This window comes from Enterobacter sp. WCHEn045836 (genome assembly GCF_003965585.1).
GTDB classification, from domain to species: Bacteria; Pseudomonadota; Gammaproteobacteria; order Enterobacterales; family Enterobacteriaceae; genus Enterobacter; species Enterobacter dissolvens.
Genome location: NZ_RXPT01000013.1, coordinates 81,521 through 93,998, shown reverse-complemented (window position 1 = coordinate 93,998; position 12,478 = coordinate 81,521). Strand labels below are relative to the sequence as shown.

The following is a 12,478-nucleotide window of genomic DNA, read 5'->3' as shown; positions in this document are numbered from 1 at the left end:
ATTATGTTCGTTTTCGCGCATGGAGCGTGTCGGCAAACGCCATTGCCAGCCCGACGGCCAGCCCGGTGACGTGCGCACCATTGGCGATAGACATACCAAACAGATCAAACCATCCGGCAATTAGCCATATTAACGCAAAGGTTATCAATCCGCGCTGCAGATAGATGCCACTTTCGGGGTCGCGCTCGCCTCTGAGCCAGACATAGCCCATCAGGGCATACACCACGCCGGATAAACCACCGAACCACGGGCCGCTGAATTTGTGCTGCACATAGCCGCTCAGCAGGGCGCTAATGATGGTGATAACAATCAGCTTGCCGCTGCCCAGACGCTTCTCCACGGCCCCGCCGAGATACCACCACCACAGCAGGTTGAAGAGAATATGCATCACCGAGAAGTGCATCAGCGCGTGGGTGAAATAGCGCCAGACGTCAAAATCCAGAGACGGGTCGTACGGCCACGCGAGGGCGATCATCACGCTCTGGTCGCCCACCACGTTCATAATGATGAAGACGATAATGCAGGCCGCCATCAGCAGCAGCGTAAACGGACCTGCGCGTTCGCGAATGGTGGCAAGAAAAGGGAAGCGCCGGTAATGCAATCCGCTCCCCGTCTGCCCGGATTGCCAGCTCGCGGCCAGGTAGCGGGGATCGGCGGGGTTCTCAAGAAAGCGGGTCAGTTCCGCATTCACGCGATCCGCCTGGCTTTCATCCGCCAGCCAGACATCGGTTTTCGTGTGCTGCTGAACGGTCAGGATGATGCCCTGGGTTGCCATATAGTCGACAAACGCCTGGGCGACGCGCGGATTGGTAAAAGAGGTGATCATCAACATGGGCGGCGGTCGCTTATTTCCACACAAAAGGGGACAGTATAGCGGGATCAGCGCTCAAAAGCGTATTCCACTTCTGCCGGGAAATGACGATGCCAGGCATCGAAACCGCCGTCGACGCTGTAGACCGCATCATAGCCCTGCTGGATAAGATACTGCGCCGCACCTTTGCTGCTGTTGCCGTGATAGCACATCACCATCACCGGCGTATCGAAGTCGTTATCGCGCATAAACGCGCCCAGCGTATCGTTGGTGAGGTGGAACGCCCCCGGGGTGTGGCCCATCGCAAAACTCTGCGGATCGCGGATATCCACCAGCACCGCCGTTCCCTGGTGCATCTTCTGGTGGGCTTCTTCTACGTTAATACATTCAAACTGATCCATGGTGTTCTCTTTCTGTTGTTCAGGTTGGGTGCGCTCTGATGCCCTCACCCCAGCCCTCTCCCACGGGGAGAGGGAGAAAAGTTAGTCGCACTATTTTATCCCGTAGTGTACGTCCTGGCGGCGGGTAAACGCCATTATGTTATCCATATCACTCTAAATTGTTTTTTTGATGTTACCAAAAGCGCGTTCCTTTGCTATCATGAGCGATATCGAACATTTCTGAGCTTTAACGAAAGTGCGTGAGGGTGTTATGGAAACCAAAGATCTGATTGTGATAGGCGGTGGCATCAACGGTGCCGGTATTGCGGCAGACGCCGCAGGACGCGGATTATCCGTACTGATGCTGGAAGCTAACGACCTCGCCTGCGCGACGTCGTCCGCCAGCTCCAAACTGATTCACGGTGGCCTGCGCTACCTGGAGCACTACGAATTCCGCCTGGTCAGTGAAGCGCTGGCCGAACGTGAAGTGCTGCTGAAGATGGCACCGCACCTGGCCATCCCGATGCGCTTCCGCCTGCCCCATCGCCCGCATCTGCGTCCGGCGTGGATGATTCGAATCGGTCTGTTTATGTACGATCATCTGGGTAAACGCACCAGCCTCCCGGGTTCAACCGGTTTGCGTTTTGGCTCAGAATCGGTCCTTAAGCCTGAAATCGTGCGCGGTTTCGAATATTCCGACTGCTGGGTGGACGATGCGCGTCTGGTGCTGGCCAACGCACAGATGGTTGAGAAGAAAGGCGGGGAAGTGAAAACCCGTACCCGCGCCACCGCTGCGCGCCGTGAAAACGGCCTGTGGATCGTCGAAGCGGAAGACGTGGATACCGGCGAGAAGTTCAGCTGGAAAGCGCGCGGTCTGGTCAACGCCACCGGCCCATGGGTGAAACAGTTCTTCGACGAGGGGATGCATCTGCCTTCTCCGTACGGTATCCGCCTGATCAAAGGCAGCCACATTGTGGTACCACGCGTGCACACCCAGAAGCAGGCCTACATTCTGCAGAACGAAGACAAGCGCATCGTGTTTGTGATCCCATGGATGGACGAATTCTCCATCATCGGCACCACCGACGTGGAGTACAAAGGCGATCCGAAAAACGTCGAGATCGACGAGAGCGAAGTGAGCTACCTTCTGAAGGTGTATAACGCGCACTTCAAGAAACAGCTGTCCCGCGATGACGTGGTCTGGACTTACTCCGGCGTGCGTCCGCTGTGCGATGACGAATCTGACTCACCGCAGGCGATTACCCGCGACTATACGCTCGATATTCACGACGTGGACGGTCAGGCACCGCTGCTCTCCGTGTTTGGTGGCAAGCTCACCACCTACCGTAAGCTGGCTGAGCACGCGCTGGAAAAACTGGCGCCGTACTACAAAGGCATTGGCCCGGCGTGGACCAAAGGCGCGGTACTGCCTGGCGGGGAAATTGCCGGTAACCGCGATGATTACGCTGCGAAACTGCGTCGTCGCTACCCGTTCATCACCGAAGGCATGGCGCGCCACTATGCCCGTACCTACGGCAGCAACACGGAATTGATCCTGGGTGACGCGAAAGAGATTGCCGACCTGGGCGAACATTTTGGCCACGAGTTGTACGAAGCCGAACTGCGCTATCTGGTGGAACATGAGTGGGTTCGCCGTCTGGATGATGCCATCTGGCGTCGTACCAAAGAGGGAATGTGGCTGAACGCCGAACAGCAGTCGCGTGTGGCGCAGTGGTTGCTGCAGCATGCGGGAAAGCGTGAGCTGTCGTTGGCGTCGTAATGCGATCGGTGCGGGCTGATGCCCGCACCCTGCCCCTCTCCCACCGGGAGAGGGAACAAACACTAAAAACGGCAACCAGGGTTGCCGTTTTGCTTTTATAACCGCACCGGATCGATATGCCAGATCGTCTCGGCATACTCCTTGATGGTCCTGTCTGACGAGAAATACCCCATATTGGCGATGTTACGCATCGCGACGCTGGTCCACTTCTCCTGCTGACGATAAAGCTCGTCCACCCTGTCCTGACAATCCACGTAGCTGCGGTAATCCGCCAGCACCTGATAGTGGTCGCCAAAGTTAATCAGCGAATCCACCAGGTCCCGATAGCGCCCAGGCTCGTCTGGGCTAAACACCCCGGTGGCGATTTGCGTCAGCACCTGACGTAGCTCCTCATCCTCTTCGTAATACTCACGCGGCGAGTAGCCCTTCTTGCGCAGCGCCTCCACCTCTTCCGTGGTATTCCCGAAGATAAAGATATTCTCCGCCCCCACGTGCTCCAGCATTTCGACGTTGGCCCCGTCCAGCGTACCGATGGTCAGCGCACCGTTAAGGGCAAACTTCATGTTACTGGTGCCGGACGCTTCCGTCCCGGCGGTGGAGATCTGCTCAGAGAGATCGGCCGCCGGAATGATCAGCTGCGCGAGGCTGACGCTGTAGTTCGGAACAAAGACCACCTTCAGCTTGTCGCCAATATCCGGATCGTTGTTGACCACCTTCGCCACATCGTTGATGAGGTGAATAATGTGCTTCGCCATGTAGTAGGCGGACGCCGCCTTACCGGCAAAGATCTTCACGCGCGGTACCCACTCCGCCGTCGGATCGGCCTTGATGCGGTTATAGTGGGTGATCACATGCAGCACGTTCATCAGCTGGCGCTTGTACTCGTGAATACGCTTGATCTGCACGTCGAACAGCGCTTTCGGGTTCGCCACCACGTTCAGATGCAGCGCCAGCCAGACTGACAGACGTTTTTTGTTCAACAGTTTGGCTTCCCGTACGGCCTTGTTCACCGCCGGGAAATCAATATGCTGTTCAAGCTCGCTCAGTTGGCTGAGATCGGTTCGCCAGGTGCGGCCAATGTGTTCATCCAGCACCTCAGAAAGCGGCTGGTTTGCCAGCGCCAGCCAGCGACGCGGCGTAACCCCGTTGGTCACGTTGCAGAAACGCGTCGGGAAGATCTTCGCAAAGTCCGCAAACAGCGACTGCACCATCAGGTTCGAGTGCAGCTCTGACACCCCGTTCACCTTGTGGCTGATCACCACCGCCAGCCAGGCCATGCGTACGCGGCGACCGTTCGATTCATCGATGATAGAAGCGCGACTCAGCAGGCCGGTATCGTTCGGATACTGCTCCTGCAACGTCTTGAGGAAGTAGTCGTTGATCTCGAAGATAATCTGCAAGTGACGCGGCAAAATTTTGCCGAGCATATCCACCGGCCAGGTTTCCAGCGCTTCGCTCATCAGCGTGTGGTTGGTGTAGGAGAAGACCTGACAGGTCACCTCGAACGCGTCGTCCCAGCTGAACTTATGCTCGTCGATAAGCAGACGCATCAGCTCCGGGATCGACAGCACCGGATGGGTATCGTTGAGGTGAATGGCGGTTTTTTCCGCCAGATTGGCGTAGGTCTTGTGCAGCTGATAGTGACGGCTGAGGATGTCCTGAATCGTCGCGGAGACGAGGAAATACTCCTGACGCAGGCGCAGCTCACGCCCGGAATAGGTCGAGTCGTCCGGGTAGAGCACGCGGGAGACGTTCTCGGAGTGGTTTTTATCTTCCACCGCCGCGAAGTAGTCGCCCTGGTTAAATTTACCCAGGTTGATCTCGCTACTGGCCTGCGCGTTCCACAGACGCAGCGTATTGGTCGCGTCGGTGTCATAACCGGGAATGATCTGGTCATAGGCGACAGCGAGGATCTCTTCGGTTTCCACCCAGCGGGACTTTTTCCCTTCCTGCTGAATACGCCCGCCAAACCGCACCTTGTAGCGCGTATTGTGGCGTTTAAACTCCCACGGGTTACCGTATTCCAGCCAGTAATCCGGGGACTCTTTCTGACGCCCGTCAACGATGTTCTGTTTGAACATACCGTAGTCGTAGCGAATACCGTAGCCACGGCCCGGCAGGGCCAGCGTCGCCAGTGAATCCAGGAAGCAGGCGGCAAGTCGCCCCAGACCACCATTACCGAGGCCAGGGTCGTTCTCTTCGTCAATCAGCTCTTCTAAATCCAGCCCCATCTCCTCCAGCGCGCTTTTTACATCGTCATAAATACCCAGCGACAACAGCGCGTTAGACAGAGTGCGGCCAATCAAAAATTCCATCGACAGGTAATAAACCTGACGCGTTTCCTGTGAGAGCTGGGCGCGGTTGGAGCGCAGCCAGCGTTCGACCATGCGGTCACGCACCGCAAACAGGGTGGCGTTCAGCCACTCGTGCTTGTTGGCGATAACCGGATCTTTCCCGATGGTGAACATCAGCTTATAGGCGATAGAGTGCTTTAACGCCTCAACGCTGAGCGTGGGTGAAGAGTAGCTAAAAGGAGCGTTCATATCAGTAACTTCGCCTCGTTACATCAAGCGTTGATAGAGATCGCGGTATGACTGCGCCGCAACGTGCCAGCTAAAGTCCATGGACATCGCCTGGCGTTGAACGTAACGCCACAGCGACGGACGGGACCACAAGACGAAAGCACGCCGAATCGCCCGTAGCAGCGACCAGGCATTACTGTCCTCAAAGACAAACCCGCTGGCGATACCGTCCGCCAGGTTTTCCAGCGAGCTGTCAGATACGGTATCCGCCAGCCCGCCCGTACGGCGTACCAGCGGCAGGGTGCCGTATTTCAGGCCGTAGAGCTGCGTCAGGCCGCAGGGCTCGAAACGGCTTGGTACCAGGATGACGTCCGCGCCGCCCATGATCCGGTGCGAGAAGGCTTCGTGATAGCCAATCTGCACGCCCACCTGCCCCGGGTGTTCCGCCGCGGCCGCCAGGAATCCTTCCTGCAATACCGGGTCGCCCGCGCCGAGTAGCGCCAGCTGTCCGCCCTGCTCCAGCAGACCCGGCAACGCCTCCAGCACCAGATCCAGCCCTTTCTGGCTGGTCAGACGGCTCACCACCGCGAATAACGGCACTTTGTCGTTAACCTTCAGCCCCATCGCAATCTGTAGCTGGCGTTTGTTTTCCGCTTTATCTTCCACGGAATCACGGCCATAGCGGGCCGCCAGCAGCAGATCGGTCTCGGGGCTCCAGATCTGTTCATCGACACCGTTGAGGATACCCGACAGACGCCCTTCACGATGGCGCTGACGGAGCAACCCTTCCAGGCCGTAACCAAACTCAGGCTGCGTGATTTCACGGGCGTAGGTCGGGCTGACGGCCGTGATGTGATCGGCATAATAAAGCCCGGCTTTCAGGAACGAGATCTGCCCGTTAAACTCCAGCCCATGCATGTTATAGAACGACCATGGCAGATCGATTTCATTCATGTGATGGGCGTAGTACATGCCCTGATACGCCAGGTTATGCACCGTAAAGACCGACTTCGCCGGGTGGCCCCGCGCCGCCAGGTACGCCGGAGCGAGCCCCGCATGCCAGTCGTGGGCGTGCACAATGTCCGGGCGCCAGAACGGATCCAGCCCTACCGCCATTTCAGCCCCAACCCAACCGAGCAGCGCAAAACGCAGCACGTTGTCGGTATAGGCAAACAGGTTCGTATCGTGATACGGGCTACCTGGCCGGTCATATAAGTGCGGCGCGTCGATCAGGTAAATGCCCACGCCATTGTAATGTCCATACAGCAGGGTGATGCGTCCGGCAAAGGTGTCACGGCGCGTCACCACCTTTGCATCGGGAATGCCGCGCCGGATATCCGGGAAGGCGGGCAGCAGGACTCGGGTATCGACTCCGCCGGCGATTTGCGCCGCGGGTAATGCACCAAGAACATCCGCCAGGCCGCCCGTTTTTAACAACGGGAACATCTCAGAACATACGTGTAAAACCTGCATCATCGCTCCTGTTTGATCTGCAGCTTCCGCAACATTTCCCGTGTGACTAACACGATCCCCTCTTCAGAACGGTAGAAGCGACGTGCATCTTCTTCCGCGTTTTCACCAATCACCATTCCTTCAGGAATGACGCAGGCACGGTCGATCACGCAGCGACGCAGACGACACGAACGCCCGACCCAGACATCCGGCAGCAGCACCGCCGAATCGATATTACAGAATGAGTTTATACGCACGCGCGGGAACAGCACCGACTGCACCACCACCGAGCCGGAGATAATGCACCCGCCGGAGACCAGCGAGTTCAGCGTCATGCCGTGGCTGCCGGAGCGGTCCTGCACGAATTTCGCTGGCGGCAGGGATTCCATATGGGTACGGATCGGCCAGTTCTGGTCGTACATATCCAGCTCAGGCGTGACGGAGGCCAGATCGAGGTTGGCTTTCCAGTACGCTTCCAGCGTTCCCACATCGCGCCAGTAAGGTTCCGCATTCGGATCTGACTGCACGCAGGACAACGGGAAAGGATGTGCATAGGCCATGCCAGCTTTGGTAATTTTTGGAATGATGTCTTTGCCGAAATCGTGGCTGGAGTGTTCGTCTTTATCGTCTTCTTCCAGCAGCTCATAAAGGTAATCTGCATCAAAGACATAGATCCCCATACTGGCGAGCGATTTGGTGTCATCTCCCGGCATGGTGGGCGGGTTGGCCGGTTTTTCAACGAAGTCGATAATTTTATCGTCCGCGTCCACGTGCATCACGCCAAACGCCGTCGCTTCAGCAACGGGCACCGGCAGACACGCCACGGTGCAGCGCGCCCCTTTCTCGACGTGGTCAATGAGCATGTGGGAGTAGTCTTGCTTGTAGATGTGGTCCCCGGCGAGGATCACGATGTACTCCGCGTTGTAGCGGCGAATGATATCGAGGTTCTGGGTCACCGCATCAGCGGTGCCGCGGTACCAGTTTTCACCGTGAACACGCTGCTGGGCAGGCAGGAGATCGACAAACTCATTCATCTCTTCGCTGAAGAATGACCAGCCGCGCTGAATATGCTGCACCAGGGTGTGCGACTGATACTGCGTAATGACGCCAATGCGGCGAATACCGGAGTTCAGGCAGTTGGACAGTGCAAAATCGATAATCCGGAACTTACCACCAAAGTGAACAGCCGGCTTGGCGCGCTTGATGGTCAAATCTTTCAGACGGGTTCCGCGCCCGCCAGCGAGGATCAGGGCAACCGTTTTTAAGGGGAGCTGGCGTGCCAACATTAAGGGATCGTTCTTCTCTAATCTAACCATGACTAACTCCTTTTTTATCATCTTTGGAATACGCACACTCCGTGCGCAGGCCCGTGCCAGACAGCCATTACTACCGGATTATCCGCTCCGGCAAAGGGGGGAACGGCGCGCCATTCCCCGTCAGGTAAAACAATCTCTGCGACGTCATCCGTCGCGTTCAGCGTAACCAGCCAGCGATCCGAAAGCAGGATCTGCAGGCGCGGTATGCCGTGTTGCCACTCTTGCGCGCTTAACGGTTGCGCGTCTTGATTCAGCCAGCGAACGTTGCCGTCGCCCTCCTCCCACCAGCGGTTGGCGGTGAGCGCGGGGATCTGCTGGCGAAGATGGATCAGCGCCGCGGTAAAGTGAATCAAACCACTGTTCGCTTCTCCCCAGTCGAGCCAGGTTAAGGTGTTGTCCTGGCAATACGCATTGTTGTTACCGTGCTGGCTGTGGCCATGTTCATCCCCTGCCAGCAGCATCGGCGTGCCCTGCGACAACAGCAGCGTGGTCAGCAGCGCATGCACGCTGGCACGTCGCCGTTCGATAACGTCAAGGCTTCCGCCTAACCCTTCTATACCATGATTAAAGCTATGGTTATTGTTAGTGCCATCGCGATTCTCCTCGCCATTTGCCTCATTGTGTTTCTGATTGAAACAAACGCAGTCCCGGAGCGTAAAACCGTCGTGCGCGGTCACCAGGTTGACGGTGGCAGAAGGTCGTTTGCCATCGCGTTTAAACAGATCGCTGGAAGCGGCAAAGCGTCCGGCGAACTCCCCCAGAGACAGATTTCGCGCCAGCCAGAATCGGCGTACGGCATCGCGATAATGGTCGTTCCACTCGGCAAACAGCGGCGGGAAATTGCCCACCTGGTAGCCGCCTTCACCAATATCCCACGGCTCGGCAATCAGCTTCACCTGCGAGAGCACCGGACAGTTTCTTATCGCCTCAAACAGCGGCGCCTGCTGGCTGAACGCCGGCGTGCGTCCCATCACCGGAGCCAGGTCGAAACGAAAACCGTCAACATGGAACGTTTCCACCCAATATTTCAGGCATTCGTAAGCAAAATGCGTCACCGCCGGATGGCTGAGGTTGAGCGTGTTACCGCAACCGGTCCAGTTGTGGTAATCACCATCCTCTCTGATCCAATAATAGCTACGGTTATCAATTCCGCGCATGGAGAGCGTCGGGCCGTCGAGATCGCTTTCCGCGCTGTGGTTCAGTACCACGTCCAGAATCACTTCGATACCCGCCGCATGAAGCGCCTTCACCGCATCGCGAAACTCATCCCGCGCCTTGTCCGGGTTGACGGCATAGCGCGGGTCGAGCGCAAACATTGCCAGCGGGTTGTAGCCCCAGTAGTTGCTCAGCCCCAGCCGCTGCAGGCGAGGCTCGCTGGCGAAATGGGCGATGGGCAACAACTCCAGAGCAGTGATCCCGAGGTGTTTCAGATAGGCGATCATGGTCGGATGGCCGAGCGCCTTATAGGTGCCGCGCATCTCTTTGGGGATAGACGGATGGAGGTAGGTCAGCCCTTTTACATGGGCCTCATATATAACGGTGTTGCCCCACGGCGTGCCCGGCGGGGCATCGTCTTCCCAGTCGTAGTGGTCACCCACCACCACGCTTTTCGGGACGATATGGGCGCTGTCGCGGTGGTCGGGTTCCCCATAGCCGACGTGGAAAATCGGGTCATCTTTAAATTCGCCCTCCACGCGGTGGGCACAAGGATCAATCAGCAGCTTCGCCGGGTTAAACCAGTGCCCCTGAGAAGGCTCCCAGGGACCATGAACGCGAAAACCGTAGTGCATTCCAGGCCGCCCGCCGGCCAGGTAGCCGTGCCAGGTATCCCCGGTGCGTGCCGGTAAATCGTAACGATGTTCGTTACCTTCACCGTCAAACACACAGAGTTCGACCCGCTCCGCGTGAGCAGAAAAGAGGGTGAAATTGACCCCCTTTCCGTCATAACTCGCCCCGAGCGGTTCGGGTTTACCTGCCGTAAGCTGCGTCATTCGCCCTCCCGCACCAGCCAGATGGTACCGAGCGGCGGCAGCGTCAGGCTCAGGGAGTTGGGGCGCCCGTGGCTTTCAAGAGCATCGCTCTGCACCAGACCGCCGTTACCGGCATTGCTGCCGTGGTAATGCATGGAATCGGTGTTGAGGATTTCGCGCCACTTACCGGCCTGATTAATGCCAAAGCGGTAATGATGACGGGGTACCGGCGTAAAGTTGCTGGCGACAATAATCTCGTTGCCCGCTTTATCCCGGCGCACAAAGACAAACACCGAGCGTTCGTTGTCGTCCACCACCAGCCACTCAAAACCGTAGGGATCGAAGTCCAGCTCGTGCAGCGCTTTATGGTGGCGGTAGGTCAGGTTAAGGTCACGCACCAGTCGCTGTACGCCGTGATGCCAGTTATCGCCCCCTTCCAGCAGATGCCAGTCGAGACTGGTATCGTGGTTCCACTCGCGCCCCTGGGCGAACTCATTGCCCATAAACAGCAGTTTTTTGCCCGGGAAGGCGAACATCCAGCCGTAGTAGGCGCGCAGGTTGGCGAACTTCTGCCACGCGTCGCCCGGCATCCGGTCGAGGATGGATTTTTTACCGTGCACCACTTCATCGTGCGACAGCGGCAGCATGAAGTTTTCGGTGTAGTTGTAGAGCAGCCCGAAGGTGAGTTTGTCGTGATGGTACTGACGATAGACCGGGTCGAGCTTCATATAGTCGAGCGTGTCGTGCATCCAGCCCAGGTTCCACTTGTACCAGAAGCCCAGGCCCCCCATGGACGGTGGACGCGAAACACCGGCAAAGTCAGTCGACTCTTCCGCCATCGTCACCGCACCCTCAACCTGCTCGCCAATAATGCGGTTGGTGCTGCGCAAAAATTCGATGGCTTCCAGGTTTTCACGGCCGCCATATTCGTTCGGGATCCACTCCCCCTCTTTACGGCTGTAGTCGCGGTAAATCATCGATGCCACCGCATCCACGCGCAGGGCATCAATGCCAAAACGTTCGATCCAGTACAGCGCATTCCCGACGAGGTAGTTCGCGACTTCACGGCGACCGTAGTTGTAGATAAGCGTGTTCCAGTCCTGGTGATAGCCTTCGCGCGGGTCGCTGTGCTCATACAGCTTCGTACCGTCAAACTCGGACAGACCAAAGTCATCAGACGGGAAATGGCCTGGCACCCAGTCGAGGATCACGTTCAGCCCGGCGGCGTGTGCGGCATTGATAAAATAACGAAAGTCGTCGCGCGTGCCGAAACGGCGCGTCGGGGCATACAACCCGGTTGGCTGGTAGCCCCAGCTTCCGTCAAATGGATGCTCATTGACTGGCAGCAGCTCAAGGTGGGTAAAGCCCATCCATTTGGCATACGGCACCAGCTGATCGGCAAGCTCCCGGTAGCTGAGCCAGAAGTTGTTATCGGTGTGGCGTCGCCAGGATCCGAGATGCACTTCATACACGGAGATGGGGGAATCGAAACGGTTGGCCTGTTTGCGCTCCTCGCTCTGCACCACTTTTTCCGGCAACCCGCAAATCAGCGAGGCGGTATCCGGGCGCATCTGCGCTTCGAACGCGTACGGGTCCGCTTTAATGCGCAGCTTTCCGTGGGCGTCGATCATCTCAAATTTATAGAGCTGACCGTTTTGCGCGCCGGGGATGAACAGTTCCCAGATGCCCGTTTCCCGACGCAGGCGCATCGGATGACGGCGACCATCCCAGTAGTTGAACTGCCCGACAACGGAGACGCGCCGGGCGTTAGGTGCCCACACGGCAAACCGCGTGCCGGTGATGCCGTCCATCGTATCCGCATGGGCGCCCAGCGTTTCGTACGGGCGTAAATGGGTACCTTCAGACAGCAGCCAGGCATCCATCTCCTGTAACAGCGGACCAAAACTGTAGGGATCGTCGATCAGGTTTTGCTGACCGTGCCAGATGACGGCGAGTTGATAACGAAAAGGGTTTTTACGACGGGGCATGACGCCCGAGAAGAAGCCACGCGAGTCGAGGCATTCCAGATTGCCTACCTTGCGGCCGGTTTTAGGTTCGATAACCCACACTTCTGTGGCATCCGGTAACAGCGCACGGACTTCCAGTCCCGCCTCTGTTTGGTGCATCCCCAGCACAGAAAAGGGGTCGGCAAAATGACCCGCAATAAGCGCATTAATCACGTCTCTATCCACACGATCGGACATGGTATTCATCCTGTTTTTTATGTCGCCCTTTTTAAGCGCCTGG

The 12,478-nt window shown here is 57.5% G+C and carries 8 protein-coding genes; 1 reads left to right on the top strand and 7 read right to left on the bottom strand.

Annotated elements, in window-relative coordinates; all coding sequences use genetic code 11:
* Position 1 precedes the first annotated feature (1 nt).
* Positions 2 to 832: a rhomboid family intramembrane serine protease GlpG gene (gene glpG / locus EKN38_RS17765; protein WP_014833568.1), complete on the bottom strand. Its 831-nt coding sequence runs from the start codon at positions 830 to 832 to the stop codon at positions 2 to 4.
* Between the two features lie 47 nt (positions 833 to 879).
* Positions 880 to 1,212 (bottom strand): thiosulfate sulfurtransferase GlpE, encoded by a 333-nt coding sequence (gene glpE, locus EKN38_RS17760; protein ID WP_014833569.1) that lies wholly within the window; start codon positions 1,210 to 1,212, stop codon positions 880 to 882.
* Positions 1,213 to 1,462: 250 nt separating this feature from the next.
* Between glpE and glpD the strand changes: the two genes are divergently transcribed.
* Complete coding sequence (gene glpD / locus EKN38_RS17755; protein ID WP_014833570.1) at positions 1,463 to 2,971, top strand: glycerol-3-phosphate dehydrogenase; 1,509 nt, start codon at positions 1,463 to 1,465, stop codon at positions 2,969 to 2,971.
* Between the two features lie 95 nt (positions 2,972 to 3,066).
* Here glpD and glgP read toward each other — a convergent pair whose 3' ends face one another.
* The 5 genes from glgP to glgB are packed head-to-tail and all read right to left on the bottom strand — an operon-like array spanning position 3,067 to position 12,435.
* On the bottom strand, positions 3,067 to 5,514 hold the full coding sequence (glgP, locus tag EKN38_RS17750) for a glycogen phosphorylase (protein WP_014833571.1): 2,448 nt from the start codon (positions 5,512 to 5,514) through the stop codon (positions 3,067 to 3,069).
* Between the two features lie 18 nt (positions 5,515 to 5,532).
* Positions 5,533 to 6,966 (bottom strand): glycogen synthase GlgA, encoded by a 1,434-nt coding sequence (glgA, locus tag EKN38_RS17745; RefSeq protein ID WP_014833572.1) that lies wholly within the window; start codon positions 6,964 to 6,966, stop codon positions 5,533 to 5,535.
* Complete coding sequence (gene glgC, locus EKN38_RS17740) at positions 6,966 to 8,261, bottom strand: glucose-1-phosphate adenylyltransferase (protein WP_013099110.1); 1,296 nt, start codon at positions 8,259 to 8,261, stop codon at positions 6,966 to 6,968. The genes glgA and glgC overlap by 1 nt, the downstream gene beginning before the upstream one ends.
* Positions 8,262 to 8,278: 17 nt before the next feature.
* The gene (glgX, locus tag EKN38_RS17735) at positions 8,279 to 10,252 is read right to left on the bottom strand and encodes a glycogen debranching protein GlgX (RefSeq protein WP_014833573.1); all 1,974 of its coding nucleotides are present in this window, start codon (positions 10,250 to 10,252) and stop codon (positions 8,279 to 8,281) included.
* A complete protein-coding gene (gene glgB / locus EKN38_RS17730; protein ID WP_014833574.1) occupies positions 10,249 to 12,435 on the bottom strand; it encodes a 1,4-alpha-glucan branching enzyme in 2,187 nt (728 codons plus the stop codon). The genes glgX and glgB overlap by 4 nt, the downstream gene beginning before the upstream one ends.
* Between the last annotated feature and the right edge of the window lie 43 nt (positions 12,436 to 12,478).